General features: G+C 40.2%; 16 protein-coding genes and 1 tRNA gene. 3 read left to right on the top strand and 14 right to left on the bottom strand.

Annotation, left to right across the window (positions count from 1 at the left end; all coding sequences use genetic code 11):
• Positions 1 to 74 (bottom strand) — tRNA-Arg (locus ACFSKL_RS09675).
• 180 nt (positions 75 to 254) lie between these two features.
• Between ACFSKL_RS09675 and ACFSKL_RS09670 the strand changes: the two genes are divergently transcribed.
• Positions 255 to 992, top strand: a complete 738-nt coding sequence (locus ACFSKL_RS09670; protein WP_376885745.1) for a porin family protein — start codon at positions 255 to 257, stop codon at positions 990 to 992.
• A gap of 313 nt (positions 993 to 1,305) precedes the next feature.
• Here ACFSKL_RS09670 and ACFSKL_RS09665 read toward each other — a convergent pair whose 3' ends face one another.
• Positions 1,306 to 1,929, bottom strand: a complete 624-nt coding sequence (locus ACFSKL_RS09665) for a PA-phosphatase (RefSeq protein ID WP_376885744.1) — start codon at positions 1,927 to 1,929, stop codon at positions 1,306 to 1,308.
• The gene (gene rpoN / locus ACFSKL_RS09660; protein ID WP_376885742.1) at positions 1,930 to 3,384 is read right to left on the bottom strand and encodes an RNA polymerase factor sigma-54; all 1,455 of its coding nucleotides are present in this window, start codon (positions 3,382 to 3,384) and stop codon (positions 1,930 to 1,932) included. It lies immediately after the preceding gene.
• 187 nt (positions 3,385 to 3,571) lie between these two features.
• Between rpoN and asnS the strand changes: the two genes are divergently transcribed.
• Positions 3,572 to 5,023 (top strand): asparagine--tRNA ligase, encoded by a 1,452-nt coding sequence (gene asnS / locus ACFSKL_RS09655; RefSeq protein WP_376885740.1) that lies wholly within the window; start codon positions 3,572 to 3,574, stop codon positions 5,021 to 5,023.
• Positions 5,024 to 5,171: 148 nt separating this feature from the next.
• Here asnS and ACFSKL_RS09650 read toward each other — a convergent pair whose 3' ends face one another.
• The 11 genes from ACFSKL_RS09650 to ACFSKL_RS09600 all read right to left on the bottom strand — a co-directional run bounded on the left by ACFSKL_RS09650 (position 5,172) and on the right by ACFSKL_RS09600 (position 18,984).
• Positions 5,172 to 6,362, bottom strand: coding sequence for an MFS transporter (locus ACFSKL_RS09650; protein ID WP_376885738.1), 1,191 nt, complete (start codon positions 6,360 to 6,362; stop codon positions 5,172 to 5,174).
• Positions 6,363 to 6,539: 177 nt separating this feature from the next.
• Positions 6,540 to 8,015, bottom strand: a complete 1,476-nt coding sequence (locus tag ACFSKL_RS09645) for an NAD(P)H-hydrate dehydratase (RefSeq protein ID WP_376885737.1) — start codon at positions 8,013 to 8,015, stop codon at positions 6,540 to 6,542.
• Position 8,016: 1 nt separating this feature from the next.
• The gene (locus ACFSKL_RS09640) at positions 8,017 to 9,318 is read right to left on the bottom strand and encodes an MFS transporter (RefSeq protein WP_376885735.1); all 1,302 of its coding nucleotides are present in this window, start codon (positions 9,316 to 9,318) and stop codon (positions 8,017 to 8,019) included.
• Between the two features lie 109 nt (positions 9,319 to 9,427).
• Positions 9,428 to 9,886, bottom strand: coding sequence for an ExbD/TolR family protein (locus ACFSKL_RS09635; RefSeq protein WP_376885734.1), 459 nt, complete (start codon positions 9,884 to 9,886; stop codon positions 9,428 to 9,430).
• A 1-nt stretch (position 9,887) separates the two neighbouring features.
• Entirely contained in the window at positions 9,888 to 10,529 is a 642-nt protein-coding gene (locus tag ACFSKL_RS09630) for an ExbD/TolR family protein (protein ID WP_376885732.1), read from the bottom strand.
• The gene (locus tag ACFSKL_RS09625; RefSeq protein WP_376885730.1) at positions 10,529 to 10,858 is read right to left on the bottom strand and encodes a hypothetical protein; all 330 of its coding nucleotides are present in this window, start codon (positions 10,856 to 10,858) and stop codon (positions 10,529 to 10,531) included. The genes ACFSKL_RS09630 and ACFSKL_RS09625 overlap by 1 nt, the downstream gene beginning before the upstream one ends.
• A gap of 58 nt (positions 10,859 to 10,916) precedes the next feature.
• A complete protein-coding gene (locus ACFSKL_RS09620) occupies positions 10,917 to 11,723 on the bottom strand; it encodes a MotA/TolQ/ExbB proton channel family protein (protein WP_376885729.1) in 807 nt (268 codons plus the stop codon).
• Positions 11,724 to 12,181: 458 nt separating this feature from the next.
• A complete protein-coding gene (locus ACFSKL_RS09615; protein WP_376885727.1) occupies positions 12,182 to 13,510 on the bottom strand; it encodes a TolC family protein in 1,329 nt (442 codons plus the stop codon).
• A gap of 1 nt (position 13,511) precedes the next feature.
• Positions 13,512 to 14,186 carry an ABC transporter ATP-binding protein gene (locus ACFSKL_RS09610; RefSeq protein WP_376885726.1) on the bottom strand — a complete coding sequence of 225 codons (675 nt, stop codon included), beginning with the start codon at positions 14,184 to 14,186 and terminating at the stop codon, positions 13,512 to 13,514.
• An 18-nt stretch (positions 14,187 to 14,204) separates the two neighbouring features.
• On the bottom strand, positions 14,205 to 16,613 hold the full coding sequence (locus ACFSKL_RS09605) for an ABC transporter permease (protein ID WP_376885725.1): 2,409 nt from the start codon (positions 16,611 to 16,613) through the stop codon (positions 14,205 to 14,207).
• Between the two features lies 1 nt (position 16,614).
• A complete protein-coding gene (locus tag ACFSKL_RS09600) occupies positions 16,615 to 18,984 on the bottom strand; it encodes an ABC transporter permease (protein ID WP_376885723.1) in 2,370 nt (789 codons plus the stop codon).
• Here ACFSKL_RS09600 and ACFSKL_RS09595 point away from each other — a divergent pair.
• A complete protein-coding gene (locus tag ACFSKL_RS09595; RefSeq protein ID WP_376885722.1) occupies positions 18,983 to 19,108 on the top strand; it encodes a hypothetical protein in 126 nt (41 codons plus the stop codon). The two genes, ACFSKL_RS09600 and ACFSKL_RS09595, sit on opposite strands and share 2 nt — an antisense overlap.
• The last annotated feature ends 319 nt before the right edge of the window (positions 19,109 to 19,427 follow it).

Here is a 19,427-nt window from a genome sequence, read left to right as displayed (position 1 = left end):
TGACCTCGTCAGGATTCAAACCTGAAACCTCCTGAGCCGTAATCAGGTGCTCTATTCAGTTGAGCTACGAAGCCATAATTGGGATTGCAAAGGTAGATATGATTTTTATAATTACAAAGAAGCCACCAAAGGTTTTTTTGGATTATATTCAACCAACCCAATTTATCAATTAAGAATAATTAAGATAAAAAGGACTATAAATCCCTGATGTTTTTATAATTTAGCCGCTCAAATTAAATACAACAACTTCTTTCATGAAAAGACTTATTTTAATATTAATAGGGGGATTAATCACACTAAGTGTCTCTGCCCAGGAAAAAACCAAGACCCCGATTGGCGGAAGACCAGATGTTAAAGGCGATCTGTTTTTGGACTTTGGTTTCAACACCCTCAATAATAAGCCTGATGATTTAAAGACAAGGTTCTTTCCTTCGAGGACTTTCAATGTATATTATCAATACCCTATCAACCTTTTTGGTGATGGGTCTGGATTCACATTCAATCCAGGTATCGGTATTGGCACAGACAAAATGGCTTTTGCCGAAGACCAGACACTTTTCAACAATCCAGCAATAGGACCTGAGTCTAGCCAGCTTTTGGAAATCACTGATGTATACGGTGACAACATTGTGATCAACAGAAATACTGTAGCTGTCAACTACTTTGACATTCCATTGGAATTCAGGTATCACTTCAACAGAAACAATTATCAAAAAAGCATGAAAATTGCCGTTGGGGGTAAGATTGGGTTTCTTATGAACTCCCATTCCAAAATCGCCTTTGAAGATGAAAATGGTTTGGAAAGAAAAATCAAAGACAGACAGAATTTTGGCATTGCCCCAATCAGATATGGCATCACAACCCGATTGGGATTTCCAGGATTTAATGTTTGGGGATATTATGGCTTAAACCAAGTATTCCAAAAAGACAAAGGCCCTTTTGCGACACAAGCAAACCAAATAAACTTCGGGATCTCTTTTGCCCTTTTCTAAAAAACCAAATAATTCCCATCAATAAAAAAACCGGTTCTTGCCGGTTTTTTTTATGTACAATAAGCTCCTATTTCAATGTCGTTTAGTTAAGAAAACAGACCTGCCAGCTTTAAATCTTTAATTGGTCTTCCCTTCCCAAATAAAAGGCCTGTTCTTATTTAATAACCTGGCAGGTCTTATCTAAACGACATTGGCTTCTATTTCCTTAAAATATCTCCACAAAGGACTATCTCCTGTATGTTGTCTGGTGACGATTATCCCAACATTATGGCTAATTCCTCCTTGCTGGCAAAGTAGATGATAATCACATTTTTTATATCCAAACCATATAAAACGACCCAAAACAGACTCCAAACCCTAAAAGTAAGCCTCCCAAAACCTGAATTGGAGTGTGCGCATTTAAATACAATCTAGCCGATCCGATCAGTCCTGCCAACAAAATCACAGGCAAAAGGATATGCAAAAGACTAAACCCCTGCACTAGCAAACTGAATGCGAGTACAATCCCCAGCAAGCCTCCAACCCCCATCATATGGGCGCTTATTTTCCAAAAATAACTGATGCTGGTAAGCAGAATCAGACAAATTGAAATCACAAACATTGTGAAGATCAGTCTGTAATCCATCCAATCTTTTTGATAAAAGGCGTATGCTGTAATCAAATAAAGCAGCGTAATGACCGCAAAGGGAAAAACCCTTTCCCTATTGTTTTCCATTTCCAATGATGGGATCACTTTCGTATAGCGCATCACCATGATTATCCCAATTGGGATAATCATGGTGTTTGCAAAAATCACTGATATTATCAACAGTTTGTTGGCCTGCCCAATTCCAATTTCTGAGTCAGGAAGGCCAAACAACAAAAACATAAATATCAAGGTAGGCATTGCCAAAGGCTGGAATACCACCGAGACTAATTCAAATAATTTCCTATACACCTATAATTCTTTTCTAAGTCTTGCCACTGGTATCTGTAACTGTTCCCTGTATTTGGCAACAGTCCTTCGGGCAATATTATAACCTTTATCGTTCAACAACCTCACAAGCTTATCATCTGACAACGGTTTCTTTTTATTTTCACCATCCACCATCGTCTGCAACACGCTTTTCACTTCTTTGTTACTCACATCTTCTCCCGAATCTGTAGCAATTCCCTCGGAGAAAAAATACTTCAATGGATAAATCCCAAACTCTGTCTGAATGGCTTTGCTGTTGGCCACCCTTGAAACAGTCGAAATATCCATTTCAATCCTATCAGCAATATCCTTTAGGATCATTGGCTTTAGCTTGGTCTCATCCCCTTCATAGAAGAATTCTTCCTGGTAGTCCAAAATAGACTGCATTGTCTTGAGCAAAGTATGTTGCCTTTGCCTGATGGCATCTATAAACCATTTGGCGGCATCCAGCTTCTGTTTGACAAAAGTGACTGTTTCCTTTAGCTTCTTGTCTTTCTTGTCACTTTTATCATATGCATCAAACATCTCAGAATAAGACCTGCTTACCCTAAGCTCAGGTGCATTTCTGGAATTTAGCGAAATTTCAAACTTTCCATTTACATGGCTCAGGATAAAATCCGGGATAATGTATTGGGTTTTTACCATCCCATCAGAAATCCCTCCTGGCTTTGGGTTCAGCCTGGTGATCATCTGGACAGCTTCTTTCAATTCTTCATCCTCGATGTTCAGCCTTTTCTGGATCTTTACATAATGCTTCTTGGTAAATTCATCGAAACAGTCATTGATGATTCTTATGGCATTTTGGACATTCGGGTCATCTGGATGCTCCTTTCTTTCCAATTGAATCAAAAGGCACTCCTGAAGATTCCTCGCCGCAATCCCTGCAGGATCAAAGGCCTGGATTTTCCTCAATATCTCTTCTACTTCATCTATGTCTGATTCAATATTCTGGCCAAATGCAAGGTCATTGATGATAGACTCAAGATCCCTTCTGATATAGCCATCACTTTCAATACTCCCGATCAATTGTTTGCCTATGGTTTTTTGGTTTTCATCAAGCTTCAAATAACCCAGCTGTGATAGCAATTGTTCATGCAAAGATACCCCACCGGAAATCGGCACCTCTCTATCATCGTCATCAGGAGAGTAGTTCCCATCCCCCTGCATCTTGTACCCTCCGTAGTCCTCATTGAGGTAGTCATCTATATTCACATCACCTTCCCTGGAACCAAGATCCTCATCAAAATTTTCCGGGAAATCCTCTTCAGGGTTTTTCTCCTCTTCATCCCGACCTTCTTCCAATGCGGGATTAATTTCCAGCTCTTCTTCCACCCTAGCTTCCAACTCAGCCGTAGGAACCTGGAGTAATTTTATAAACTGAATCTGCTGAGGAGACAGCTTTTGAGAAAGAACCTGACTTAAATTAAGTTTTTGCATATAGAATACTGATGAATTTTGTAAAAATACTATTGTCTTTTACAGCTATTAAATCTTTTTGGTTTTCAAATTTAGGAAATTAGATCAAATTTTTGATAAAAAGCTTATTATATCGTTTTTTTGCATTCCTCTTGTAAATTCCCAAAAATTGGGAACAATGCAAGAATCGGGTTAAACTACATGTTTCATGGCATTCAACAAAAGAATTAAAATCAAATCACTGCTGGAAAGCGATTTTGTGGGTCAGGAAATGACCCTCATGGGATGGGTCAGAACAAAGAGAAGCAACAAAAATGTGTCTTTTGTGGCTTTGAATGATGGCTCTACCATCAATAATTATCAAGTTGTGGCTGATCCGAATATAATCGAGGAAGAAATATTAAAAAGAATCACCACTGGTGCCTGTATAAAAATCACAGGGAAGATAGTTGCTTCCCAAGGTGCAGGGCAAAACTCAGAGCTTGCCGCTTCCAAAATCGAAATCCTTGGAGATGCGGATCCTGAGAAGTATCCTTTGCAACCAAAAAAGCACTCGTTGGAATTTTTGAGGGAAATCGCCCATTTAAGAATGCGTACCAATACATTTGGCGCGGTATTCAGGGTAAGGCATGCCCTGGCATTTGCAGTACACAAGTATTTCAATGACAAAGGATTCTTCTATATCCACACACCGATCATTACAGCTTCTGATGCAGAGGGTGCTGGGGAGACTTTTAAGGTAACTACCTTGGATATCAAAAACCCACCTTTGACAGATGAAGGTAAAATCGACTACAAGGAAGATTTCTTCGAAAGGGAAACCAACCTGACTGTATCTGGACAGCTGGAAGGGGAATTGGCGGCCATGGCATTGGCAGAGATTTATACTTTTGGCCCTACTTTCCGGGCGGAAAACTCAAACACCACAAGGCATTTGGCCGAATTTTGGATGATTGAGCCTGAGATGGCCTTCTATGATGCTGAAGACAACCAAGATTTGGCTGAAGATTTCCTTCAATCGGTCATAAGTTATGCTTTGGAGCATTGCAAAGACGACTTGGCTTTCCTAGACAAAAGAGCTGCTGAAGAAGAGCAAAGCAAAAAAGCTGACCAAAGAAGTGAGCTAGGCTTGTTGGAAAGGTTACAATTCGTAACAGACAACAAATTCGAAAGGATCACTTATACAGAGGCTATCGATATCCTCAAGAATTCCACCCCAAACAAAAAGAAGAAATTCCAGTATTTGGTACAGGAATGGGGAGTGGATCTGCAATCAGAACACGAGAGGTATTTGGTAGAAAAGCACTTCAAAAAACCGGTAATCCTTACTGACTATCCGAAAGAAATCAAGTCTTTCTATATGAGGCTGAATGAAGATGGGAAAACAGTAGCTGCCATGGACATCCTTTTCCCTGGAATCGGCGAGATCGTTGGAGGTTCGCAGCGTGAGGAACGATTGGAAAACCTTACGGCAAGAATGCAAGAAATGAATATCCCTCAAGAAGAAATGTGGTGGTATCTTGACACGAGAAGATTTGGAGCAACTCCCCATGCAGGATTTGGATTGGGATTTGAGAGACTGGTGCAGTTCGTCACCGGTATGGGGAATATCAGAGATGTGATTGCCTTCCCAAGAACTCCCGGGAATGCAGAATTTTAATTGAAGCAGTATTTCTTACTGTACTATTCATTTTCACAAAGTAAATGATATCCATATGAATCGGTTGACTGTCGACAGTCAACCGATTTTAATTTTAATGGCTTTGGAGAAATCCGCTTTCTATTTTACTTTGGGAAATCCGGAAGTATCATACATCCACGACTTTTATCCTTCTGATCAAAGGAATACACAGCAAGCTAAACACGATTGCGATATACCCAACTACATTAAAGTTTATCAACTCCCCATTGGCTGTTTCTGCCAAAATCATTCCTGCAACGAAGGAAGCCAAGCCCGCTGCAACCTGCTGTACCGCAGAATTGAAACTTAGGAAACTGCCCCTATTCTCCGGTTTGGCAGTACCTGTGATCAAAGCTGACGCAGGAACCATCCTCCCATTGGATGTCACAAAAAACATGGTCGAAATCAATAAGACATAAGGGATTGGGGTCGCTCCCAAATGGGTGATAACTCCAATTGGAATGACATTCAATGTCATGAAAATGGTAAAGATTTTGACTTTCCCGTATTTATCAGTCAGCTTCCCTACCCAAGGTGATGTGAAGATGGTGAATGCCCCGCCTGCCATGTAGATATAGGTAAGCTCCATATCGGTAAACCCCACGTTTGCCACCATGTAGGGGCTCAGAAATGGAATGATCATAAACTGCCCCAACATCATCATGATCGTCAATGTAATGGCCCGCATTTGGTTTCCATTCCCCGTAACTCTTCTGATGACTTGTAATGGAGTCGGTTTGAATTTTTCAGCTACAATATGGGCAGTAAGTGAGGGGATATACTTGTAGATCATCCAGAATATTAGCCCGGATAATATCGCCAAAAACACGAAAGGCGCATGCCAGTTTGACAAACTTGCAATAAACAACCCAAACGGTACACCAAAAACTGAAGCAACCGAGAATGCCGCCATGACCAATCCCATCGCTCTCCCTCTCCTGCTATCAGGGATCACATCCCCAATAATCGATAAGATCAAAGCGGATGTCAAGCCCCCAAACAGCCCCGAAATAATCCTAGCTGTCAGCAGCACAAAATAATTTGGAGACAATGCGCAGGCTATTGTGCCCAGAAAGAAGCCAAGAAAAACCCACATCATGATGGTTCTCCTGTCAAACTTATCCAAGACAAAAGCTCCCAAAAAGCTACTAAACCCTGCTGCGAAAGTATATGAGGATACCAGTAAGCCAAATTCTTTCGGTGAAATCTCAAATATCCTCATCAATTGAGGTCCCAGTGGCATCAAAATCATAAAATCCACTATATGGGTAAAATTGATCGCTGCCAGCGTCCAAAGTAAAAGTTTTTCCTTGTTCATTCCTGTAAGATATCTAAGGCAAACCCCCAAGAAACCAAATAAGTTCTTTGGCAATTTTGGAAAAAGAAAGATTCGGTAAAACCATCACTTTTAAACGAATGTGTGGGAAAACATATCTCAGGAGAACATTTCCCACTTGGAAGTCAAAACAGTATAATATTACCCAAAAAGAGTGTTCTACTTAATTCCAAGGTCAATAAAAGTATCTGGGATTTTTTCAATAATGTCCGAAGCGATCATCCCCCTCCTTTTGGCAACAGATGCCATCTCCCCTGCCAAGCCATGTTGATAAACACCGCAAATCGCAGCATTTTCAGGAGTATAACCTTGACCAAGAAAAGAAGTAATCATACCTGTCAACACATCTCCAGAGCCAGCAGTTGCCATATATTGATTTCCAGAGGAATTAAACAACCTCCTACCATCAGGCAAAGCGATGAGTGTATGCGCACCTTTCAGTACCAAAATCACCTTATTCTCAACTGCAAACAGTGAAGCGCTCTCAATCCTCTCAGAATGGTCTTCCATCTTGCCTACCAACCTCTCAAACTCCTTCAAGTGAGGGGTAAGAATTGAATTTTCAGGTACATATTTTATCAATTTCGGATTTTGCGCAAGTAAATTCAACGCATCTGCATCTATGACCATTGGCTTATCAAACCGAACCATTATAGAAAGAAAGTAATCAGGGTCTATCGCATTTCCCCAACCTGGTCCTATGCCTATAGCATCCATGACACTCAAGTCAGCGTTTGCCCTAGTTTGGTAAACCATAATCTCCTCATAAGGGAATTGGATTTCCAAAGGCTCTTCAAACTCCGGTGCACAAAAAACCAAACCACTCCCTGTCCTCAAAGCGGCATAAGAAGACAAACTTACCGCCCCCAATTTCCCCGGTGCTCCCCCAATCAGCAACACCCTTCCAAAATCTCCTTTGTGGCTGAATCTATGAAAGCTCTTGTGTCTGCCAAGGATATCTTGCTTTCTGATATAAAAAGAATTTCCCTGAAATTTCTCAAGAAATTCATCATCTATACCAATATCCAACAAATGCAGCTCCCCCACGAATTTGATATGCTCTGGAAAGAGCAAGCTCAATTTGGGAAATTGAAATGTAAGGGTAAAATCAGCATGGAAAGCAAGCCCATCCACTACAGATTCTGCCGGCAAGCCTGTGGGCAAATCAACGGCAAGCCGAATAGCTGATGAACTGTTGAGCAAATCGATGATATTATGGATAGCACCACCAATCGCCCTATTCAAGCCGACTCCGAATACCGCATCAATGATGATACTACCTTCCGCAATTTCCCCATCCCAAGCATCCGCTTTCACAAGTGTCACACTTTCGGGAATCCTATTGAAATTTGACTGGTAATCTTCTGAACATAGCTGAACATCTTCAAAATAGACAACAGTAACAGAATATCCTTTTTGATCTAAAAGTCTTGCTATGGCAAGCCCATCACCACCATTGTTCCCAGATCCACAAAAAACATACACAGATAAACTTCGGTCTTCAAAATTGGAACAAAACCAATTTGAGAAAGCATCTGAAGCTTGCTCCATCAAATCAACCGAAGTGATATTTTTGGAAACAGCAAACTGCTGATCCAATTCTTTAATCCTATTTCCTTTGACGATTGGTAACATACTACAATGTAACTGGTTTTTCGAAATCCTTCTTTGGGATTTTCAATAGAATCAAGAAACCCAAACCTACGAAGAAAAACAATCCAAGGGCCAAAGAGCTGTTTCTCATATTCCCTGTGAGTTGTTCAATAAACCCATAAGAAAAAGTACCCAACACTATTGCGATTTTTTCAGTAACATCAAAGAAACTAAAATAAGAGGCATGATCGGTGGTGTTTGTAGGAATCAGTTTTGAATAAGTGGATCTAGACAGGGATTGGATCCCTCCCATCACCATGCCGACTACAAATGCCAAAGCGAAAAACTGATACTCCGTAACGACAAAATACGCACCGATACAGACAAACACCCAAATAAAGACCATAACAACAAGTGAACGCTTATTCCCATGGATTTTTGAAATATAGGCAAACAAATAGCTCCCACCAATCGCAACTAGCTGGATTATCAGAATTGTAATGATCAATTTATCCCCAGGCAAGCCCAACTCCTTATCACCAAAAGTGGCAGCCAGATACATGACAGTCTGTACCCCCATACTATAAAACAGGAAAGCCGCCAAAAACCTTGTCATCACAGAAGATGATTTTACCTTGATATAAACAGCCCTGATTTCTTTGTATCCCTTCAACAACAGACCTTTGTCTACACGTTTGTTGTAGGGATTGTTGGGCAAATGTCTAAAAGTAATCTGTGAAAACCCTGCCCACCAAACTCCGGTAATCAGAAAGGACCATCTAGCGGCATGTCCTCCATCGGTCAAACCGAAAAGTTCGGGAAGTTCAATCATCACAAGGTTTGCTATCAATAAAATAACACTTCCTATGTAGCCCAAAGAGAATCCTTTTGCACTCAGGAAGTCAAATTCATCTTCAGTGGCTATTTCAGGCAAAAACGCATTGTAAAAAACTATACTCCCTGCATATCCTATACTTGCCATCACGGCACAGATGATTCCATACTCCAGATTATCCCCATCAAAAAAGAACAAGCCTACACAAGATAAGGAACCTAGGTATGCGAAAAACTTCATGAAAAACAACTTCTTACCACCAGAGTCAGCAATCCCCGAGAGTAATGGTGAAATCAGGGCAATAACCAAAAAAGAAAATGATATAGAATAGGAATAGAGTACAGTATTTACGATTTCAATACCAAAAAAATCAACAAGATCCCCACTATCCTCAGATTTGGTAACACCATTAAAATAAACCGGGAAGATTGTAGAGGTAATCACCAAACTATAGACTGAATTGGCCCAATCATACATTGCCCAAGCAGATTGTATTTTCTTTTTACTCATAAAAAGGGGAAAGTTTCCCTATTAAGTTGAATATTGGATTAAAAGAATAAATGGAAAAAGCCACCCATCGAGGGTGGCTTGATTATAATTACTTGAAAATAAGAAAGTATTAATCTTGTTTTCCTACTGACGCATAAAGTACCCTTCTTGCATCTACCTCTCTCAATTCAAACTGAATATCCGAGATCGGTCCCATTTTTACTTCCCTATCTGCTTTGAGGGATATAGTCAACATTTCTCTTTCAGACTCTGACCTTTTATCTCTTTCCTGGTTTACCCAAAGGGCTATATCAGTAGTATTGATCAAAGCATCATTTGCCTGAATTCTCGGTTCAGAACCATGCAAAGCAGTATTCTTCGGCTTACCAATATACAAATAAGAGATCAACGTCTTTTTTTCCAATTTCTGAAGCTGGGTAGCTTCTGGAATCTTTTGATCTACCAGCATTGTATTTTCTCTCAAAACTGTAGTAGTCATGAAGAAAAACAACAGCATAAAGATAATATCAGGTAAAGCTGAGGTTGGAATATTTTCCGAGACCTTATTCTTTTTCTTGAATTTTGACATATTAATTACCTCCTGTTTTATCTGGTTCTGCAATTGAAATAGCCATTGGAATACCTTCCTTACCTCTATCTTGAAGTTCTTTTTCAGCAGCAGTCTTACCTGAAAGTGCCCTATACTGTTCGGTTGTAATACCTACTCTTTCAGCATAGATTTCAAAATAAGCCTTCTTCACTTTATCCAAAACCTCCAGATAGGTCTCATAGGAAGTCCCACGATTCGTCTTGATAGAGACTACTGCGCCACCTTGCATAGGATGGTCAGAAGATTTAGGATCACGGTTTGCCATCGATTTCAAAGACTCAGGAAGACTGTTATACAAAGCTATCGCCTCTGCATTTGGTGCTCCAAAGTTAAGAATGAAAGCTTTTATGTCATCTGATAATTGATCAGTATTGTCTAAATACTCACCTTCCACCAACAACTGGTCGTTTGCATTGACCAATATGTTGAAAATATTTCTCTCATTGAGAGGTATTTCCGGTGGTGGCACATTCGGGTCTTGCTTAGGAGGCAAGATATTGAGAATACCTTTATCCGAAGCAATAGTAGTAGTTACCAGCCAGAAGATCAAGAGCAAGAAGGCTATATCAGCCATCGACCCTGCATTTACCTCCTGCGCCATTCTGCCTCTTTTACTTGCCATTACCTGATTGCTTTATTGAGTTCAGTAAATACGATACCTACCATTGCAACGATTGCCAATACATAGGTGGTTACCAACATTCCTCCAACAAACTTAGTCAGGGTCGGAGTCATGAAGAATGGATCACCCAAGTACTTTGGTGCCACTTCACTGTCCGAAGTACTGTAAGCTATCAGGAATATTACACCTAGTACCACAACCCCTGCTGCAGTTTTTGCAAGGCTCTTTGGATTATCGAGTGATTTGATCAACGGCATCAATACTGCCACGATTGCTCCCACGATAATCAATAAGTAAGATACGTATAAGAAAATATCTATAGAATCCATATTGAATTATTGCTAAAGTTATAAATAATTAATAGTTGAAACTATAATCAACCAGTAATTACTTAGTCAATTTATGCTTCACTAGGATATCTACCAAAGAGATAGACGCATCCTCCATGTCGTTTACCAAAGAATCGATCTTTGAGACACAGTAGTTGTAGAACAGTTGAAGGATAATCGCAACGATCAAACCTGCCACTGTAGTCAAGAGTGCTACTTTGATACCACCTGCTACCAATGAAGGAGAGATATCACCTGCCGCTTCGATCGCATCGAAAGCTGAAATCATACCAATTACAGTACCCATGAAACCAAGCATTGGAGCTAGGGATATGAAAAGAGAGATCCAAACAAGGCCTTTTTCCAATCTACCCATTTCTACAGAACCATAGGCAATGATTGATTTTTCAACCATTTCGATACCTTCTGAGTATCTCATCAAGCCTTGTGTAAAGATAGAGGCTACCGGACCTTTGGTGCTCTTCGTAACATCTTTTGCAGCTTCGATGCCACCTTGTTCCAAAGCGTCTTCTACTTTCGCCAATAGTTTTTTGGTGTTGGTAGTAGAAAGGTTCAAGGTAACGATTCTTTCAAGTGAAACAGCTAAACCTAAGATTAAACAAATTAATACTGGAGACATAAATGTAGTACCACCCTCAATGAATTTCTCCTTGATGATCTGATGGAAACTTTTGTCTTCTTCGATGATTTCATCATCAACAATCGCAGGAGCAGTATCTGCTTCTACTGCTTCAACAATTTCTGTTGTGTCTTCTGCAGAATCTTGGTCTGCGTCCTGAGCTTTCGAGATAACCGGAGATAAAAGGATTCCGGATAGCATGAATAAAGCGATTAACTTTTTCATAATGTAGATTTTAATAGACTTTAAATAAAGGTTAAACGGTTTCTAAATTAATATTGAGATTTTAAAGTTATCATTTTTTCAATTCAAATTGCAAAGGATTGCTCCATATTTTTTTGAGAAAATAATAACTGATGGCTTTTTTAGAATCATGCCGCAAGCTAAATTATCCTATATGAAGTAATTAGACAATTTATGTAAATGGGGTAAAACTAAATTAAATGGGTTTATATCGTTATCGATGCCCAAATATGATTGTTTAGCCCTGCCCAATCAATCATGGTTTTCCTTTAAACATCTTTTTTGATTAGCTGACTTTACCTTTATTTTATTTTTTGATTTCCCAGTTGGTTCAAATTTTCTGAAATCAACAAGGGTAAACCAATCCATAATCCAAAAGAACTTCATCAACTAAAACTATAAAAATAAATCTGTATTTAAAAATCCCCAGGGAAATTTCTCTATAATTCCAATATTCCCAGGGCATATTTAAACATCACTTCTTGAAAATACAACGTAAACCTGGCTTGGGCAAAATCCGACTGGGCAGTAACCAACTGCTGATTTGCCTGTGCCAAATCCACAAAATTGCTGATTCCCAACCTAAACCTTTCGGATATTGCATTTTGCGCTTCCTCAGCGGCATCCAGCTGAACTTGAGTGGACTCTTTTCTCTGGATTGCCGCCTTGTAATTTTCGGATGCAAGTTTTACTTCTTGGGAGATTTTCTTTTGCAAAGCCATCTTATCCAACTGCTGGTTTTGCCATTCCATCCTTGACCTGGCCACATCTGCCTTATTCGAAAAATTATTGAAAATAGGTATCGATAGACTTAGGCCAAAAGCCCTTTGGGGGAATATTGTAAAGAACTGGTTACTAAATGTCCTCTGGTCCAAAGTTGTATAGAAAGTACTATAATTAAAAAACGCATCCAGTCTTGGCAGGTAGCTTGCCTTTGCTGCTGCCAACAGGCTCCTATTTCCCAATTCCAAAGATCTTACCTGCCTATAATCATTCCTCTGGTCTTCTGCCATTTGCAACAGGACATCCAACGGGTTTTTTAGCAATTCACTTTCCCTAACTTCCAACATGATGGGGGCTACTGCTGGAATCGTGTTACTTGGAAGCTGAATCGTTTCCGCCAAGATCCAAAGGTCCCTTTCCCATTGGATCTTGGCTTCCAGAGCCACTGTTTCCAACCTTGCAACTTCCGATTTTTGGTTGTAAAAATCCGCCAATGTCCTTAAACCAACCTCTACATAGCCCTCTATCTGTTCCAATTGCTTTCGCTGGTTCAGCAGATTCTCATTTGCGATTTTGTACAGTTGCTCATCAAGCAATACCTGGAGGTATTGGCTTCCAATGTCAAATATCAGGTCTTGTATGGCTCGTTCCAAGCTGAACTCACCGGCTTCTTCAAATTTCTTGGCTGCTTTTCTAGTGTTGGTCACCCGAAAGCTGTTAAACACCGTCATATTGGAATTGACCCTTCCGGAAATTATATCATTGACTTCGTTGGTCACGATCAGTTCCCCTTCTGCTTGCTGAAACTGCTGGCCAATCTGCCTATAAGTATCATTGGATAGATTCAGGTTAGGAAGATGGCTCAATTGTGCATTTAGCCTCTCCATCCGCAATACTTCCTGTTGGTTTTGCAGTTTTTTGAATGTTATGTTTTGCTGAATCCCAAATTGAACAGCCTCTTCGAAAGTTAATGGAATAGTATCTTGGGCCCATGATTGAAAGCATAAACCCAATACTACTGAAAGTGACAAGCAAAAATTCTTCATGTTACAATACGATATTTTGTGATATTTTCCCATCCAACATTTCTATAAGCCTGTTGCCATAGCTGGCATTTTCCCTGGCATGGGTAGCCTGGATAATGGTGGTACCTGCCTGGTTCAACTCCCTAAACACTTCCATGATTTCTTTGGCTTGGGAAGAGTGTAGATTTCCTGTAGGTTCATCAGCCAATAGCACTTGGGGCTTCCCGGCAATGGCACGTGCTATCCCCACCAACTGCTGCTGTCCTCCGGAAAGCTGCTCCGGAAACAGGTCTTTTTTGGCTACCATTTGAAACCTGTCCAATAGATCTGCTATTATGCTCTTTCGTTCGGTAGAAGAAACCTTCCTGTAAAGAAGCGGTGTTTCTATATTCTCATATACAGTCAGTTCATCGATCAGGTGATAGGCTTGGAAAACATATCCGAACTCAGATTTATGGAGAGCAGATTTGTTTTTTTCCTTCATGCTATGTACAGCCTGCCCGTCGAAGAAATACTGCCCTTCATAATCATCATCCAAAAGCCCAATGATATTCAGGAGGGTGGATTTCCCTACCCCTGATGGCCCCATCAAAGTGATGAAATCCCCTTGGTTGATCTCCAAATCCACCCCTTTGAGGATAAACTGTCTCTGAAACCTGGAATCTATATACTTCTCTATTTTATTGAGTGTTATCATTATTATTTGATTTTTAAATTATTCACTTCTCAAGACTTTTGCAGGGTTGGTACGGGCTACCCCCATGGTGTGAATGCCTACTACGAGCAATGCCAAAAGCATGACTCCAAATCCTACTGCCCCGTAGAGCAAGTAAGGCATAGGTATTTTATAGGCATATTGTTGAAGCCAAAGGCTACTGAAGTAATACGCGGGATAGACTGCTATGCCGAACGATATGATCACCAACCAGATATACTGCATGGAAATCAGCCCGATGATTTGAAGTACTCCTGCCCCCAGGATCTTCCGAATACTCATTTCTTTGGTTCGCTGGGCTATCGTAAAGGAAGAAAGTCCAAACAGACCCAAAACAGAAATCAGGATTGCTATAGCTGCCGCAAACCCAAGGACTCCTTGAATTTTCCTATCATTCTCATAAAAAGACTCCACAACTTCATCGAGGAAATTGAAACTTGAAGTCTCATATGGGTAGGTTTCCGAATAAATTTCCTCCAAACGCTGCTTCATATAAGCTATATTATGGGTATTGGATAGCTTTGCAGTGAGCTTGTGAAAGTAGTCCGGCCGGTAGACGCATACGATTGGCATGATCTCTTCACGCAGGCTTCGGGCATTGAAATTGTCTACTACCCCAACTATCGTTTTAGATCCACCCCCGACCTTGAGTGTTTTCCCAACAAAATCACCTGGTTCGGCAGAACCTAGGTTTTTGATAAAATTAAAATTGACAATAACTTCATCATCTTGATTATGTGCATTTCTTCCAGCCAGCAAAGTGATTTGGTGGACATCGACAAACGCAGAATCCACATTCATCACATGGACATTCAGGGATTGTTCAATAGAATCCGTCATAAAATAAGCATCAGAAGACCACATACTATTGGATGTCACGAGTACTCCCCCCAAACTCACCCCTTCCACAAAGGATTCTTGTCTCAATCGCCCTGACAATTGTTCCCGGACAAGCCGATCCCCCATAAATGGCAGATCTGTGTACACCAATGCCTCTTTTTCAAAACCCAGAGGCTGACTACCTATGTATTTGAGCTGGGTGGTAAACACGGCCACCATGATGATGAAAGCGATAGAAGTAGCAAATTGAAGGATAGTGAGGTTTTTTCTTAAAAACACTCCAATAGAAAAACCATTACTATGATTGACCTCACCTTTCAGCGCTCGCTGTGGTTGATAATTGGACTGTACCAATGCGGGGTAAATACCCGAAATACATGTCAATAAAAGCGTAATACAAATGATAAAGGATAAATTTCTGACGCTAAACACCTCAAATTCAAACTCAGAAATAAAATATCCCCCAAAAAACCTGTGGAGTTGATCCGCAATCAATAAGGATATCCCTGCCGCAAAAATGACAATCAATAAAGTCTCACTCAAAAACTGAATGATCAACTGGGACCTGTCACTGCCCAATGTCTTTCTAATCCCTACTTCCTTGGCCCTGCTGATTGCATGTGCCGTTTCCAAATTGATGAAATTTAGGCAAGCCAAAGCCATAATTATCAATCCGATGAATACCATACCATGCAAAAGAGATCTGGAAACAGAAGTGTTCTCATAGTTTTCGCTGAAGTGCAATTCTGAAAGTGGCTCCCCGATAAATGTGGTGCTGTTATCCTCCTCACCAAGATATTTTTTTGAAATCCCCAAAAGTGAATCATCCAAATCACTTTTGAGAACACCTTCATTCACTTTTACAAAAAGCTGGCTTGCTGTGTTCACATTGTTCCAACTATGCAACCCATACCAATCTTCTGCCCCAAGTCTTTCTATAGTCTTGAAGGAGATAAAATCCGAGAAAATAAAATCCGAATTTTCTGTAAAATCAGCAACTACACCTTTGATTTGGGCATAGACTGAGTCTGCATCGATCCAAAGGACTTCCTTGCCTATCACTTCCGTAGCCGACATTCCCGGGAAATACATACCCAAGCTTGATTCAGTGATCACAGCGGTATTGGGTTCTGACAATGCGGTATTGGGATCTCCCGCCAGCCATTTTCGGGGAAAAATCTCAAAAAAACCCAAATTGGCGAAGGCGACCTTCTTACTCCTGCCAATGACCCTATTCCCATCAGGAATACTGACCATAGATTCATTAAGGTGATAAAGGCGTGCTTTTGTTTCAATGATTGACAATTCCTCATCAATCACCTCACCCAAAGGCCCGTTGGTCCCTGAAGTCTGGAAAATCTCCCCCGGTTGCCATTCAGCAAAGGTATTGACCCTATAGATCCTCTCAGAATCAGGATGGAAATTATCGTAACTGTAGGCAAACCAAACTTGGTTGAATATCAAAAGACAAATGGCGATCCCCAAAGACAAACCCATGATGTGGACAAATGCCCTAAGCTTATTCCTTTTGATGTTTCTTATCGATATCAGAAAATAATTGTATAGCATCTTATTCACTTTTTAAGGATACGGTAGGATTGGTCCATGCGGCCTTTATGGACTTGTAGCCCACTGTGAGAAAAGCTATCATCCCAACCAGCAAGAGCGAAATGATGTAAAATTGCCAAGAGAGTTGGATTTTGGAGGCATAATCTGCCAGCCATTTTTCCATAAGAAAACCTGCTATAGGAGCTGCCAAAGCAAATGCAATGAGCAACAAAACTACATACTCTCTGGAAAACAAAGTTAATACCTGTGCCGAACTCGCACCAAGGACTTTTCTAATCCCAATTTCTTTGGTTTTCATGGCAGCCATGTAAGAGACCAAACCATACAATCCTATGCATCCTACTGCCACGGCTATGCAGGAAAAGATGATGAAAAGTGTGGTCATTCTCTGTTCTGTTTCATAGAATTTTGCAATTTTTTCATCCAAAAAACTGTAATCCATAGGATATTCAGGATAAAGATTGGTGAATATCTTTTCTGCTTCTTCCATCACCACATTGGCATTGGCTTTACTGATTTTGATCCCTACTGTCATGAAGAGATGATGGTTTTGGAAAATAAAGGTTGGCTCTACTTCAGATTTCAGCGATCGGGAGTAAAAATCCCTCACCACTCCGGATACAGGAGCCTCAATGCCACGTATATTGACATATACACCCAACAGGTCTTCGGGATTTTCAAATCCAGCCTTCTTAGCAAAAGATTCTGTGGCAAGATACCGGGTGACTGTATCTTCTTTGATCAAATTTTCCCCATGCAAAAGCTCCAACCCATAGGTATCGAGATAATATTCATCTGCTGGCTTGATGTGGACTGTATATTCTTCATTACTTTCCACAATTACCGCATTGGTAGAGGATGTTGAACCAGAGGCGGGCTCTGTGAAAGAAACAGAAACCATCTCGACATTGGTGAGATTCCTCAATCTTTCAGCCAAAAGTCGGGATTTGTCCAAGTCACGTTCAGGAATAGTAAAAGTCACCACTGCATCTTTCTGAAAACCAAGATCTGCAGATCTCAAGTGGTTCATCTGCATGACCAACACCAAAGTACCAATGATAAAAAATTGGGTAATCATAAACTGGAAAACTACCAGCCCCTTTCTCATCATGTAAGAACTTGTTTGTTTGGATTGGTTTTGTTCCTTTATAGCCCTTATCGGATTCAATCGGCTTATAATCAGTGAAGGGTATGCGCCTGAAACCAAGCTGATAGTCAACCAAATCAAAAAGACTGTCAAAAGACCTATAGGAGTGAAAATGATAGAGAAATCAGCCTCTGTACCAAGGAATTTATTCATGTAAGGCATTGTCATACCACTGATAATAAAGGCTAATAAAATAGCAAAAAGACAAATAATACCTGTTTCGCTCAAAAACTGACCAGCAATATTTCCCCTATGCCCTCCAAATACTTTTCTCAGACCAACCTCCTTGGATCTTTTTCCAGACAATGCTGTGCTGAGATTAATGAAATTGATACTTGCTGTAAGTAAAAGAAAAAAAGCAACCCCAATCATAATCTTTGCAGAATTGGAAGAGACCTGATAGCGGAAATTACTGTATCGCTCATCGAAATGGATTTCTGCCAAAGGTTGCAAGGCATGTGTCCGAATCTCCTTGTCCAAATGTTTATCGACAAAACCAGCCAAGCCTGAGGCAATGGTATTTTTAGCCTGTGGGTCTTTGACCACTACATAAAACTGGTCATCACTGTAAATACTATTCCAGCCGCCTGTTGTTCTTTCCTCCCTTAAGTTTTCATAGGAAAGAAAAATATCAAAGGGAAAATCCGTATTCTCAGGAAAATCCTCCATCATAGCAGTAATGGCAAACACCTCTCCCTTTTGGAATCGGAATGTCTTTCCAAGGACATCGGTTGTACCAAAAAGTTTCTCGGCATATTTCCTTGAAATCACGGCTTGGTTGGCTTCATTCAATATCCCTGTAGGGTTTCCACTTTCAATTTTCCTTTCAAAAACCTCAAAAAAATCATCTGTTGTATAAGCAATGCCAGATTCCACAAAATGTTTTTCCTGTCCATTATCCTCCACCCCTATCAAGCCATCATGCCCACCCGAAATCAAGACAGAGGCTTCAATCCCTAGGAATTCTTCCCGAAATGATTCTGGCAATACCGCAGGAACTCCGGGGGTATGGTACTCTCTTGAGCCTTCAAAAGTTATGGTAACCACTCTATATATATTGTCAGCATGACTGTGATACTTGTCAAAACTATTGATATGCCAAACAAGAGCAAATACCATCATACAGGAACTGATACCCAAACTCAATCCAAAAATATTGATGGAGGCATAGAGTTTCCTCTTAGAGAGATTCCTCCATGCTATTAAAATATTATTGTAAATCATGATTGATAAATTAAAGTTTGATACCTCTGGTTTAGCACCTTTTGATACAGTCTGTTTTTTCAATACCAATGCCAAAGAAAACCCTCTCAAAACAGCCCAATTAGATGATTTCAGTATCTTATAAGATTTGTAGCCGAACACATTTGTCCGCGTACGGACAAAAAACAGATAGCAAGAATATGATGTTTTAGATTGGAGCTATCAACATTAACCTGTACAAGTAAACCACAAACTCTATACTCTTCACAACAAGATAGATGGGTAAATGTACAAATTCAGAAACTAAACATTGTTTCATGAACCAAATCGGTATACTTTGGAAAAGATGAACTTTTAATCGAAAAAAAGAATCTTTGAAACAAAAGTCTCCTCCGAAAAATCATTTTGCTTAAAAAAATGATTTAAAAGCCAATCTAGAAGGCTGATTTTCTTATTTTGATACT

The organism is Belliella marina (genome assembly GCF_042682445.1).
Classification (GTDB): domain Bacteria; phylum Bacteroidota; class Bacteroidia; order Cytophagales; family Cyclobacteriaceae; genus Belliella; species Belliella marina.
The sequence above is the reverse complement of the archived record's forward strand: the minus strand, read 5'-3'. Positions and strand labels throughout refer to the sequence as shown.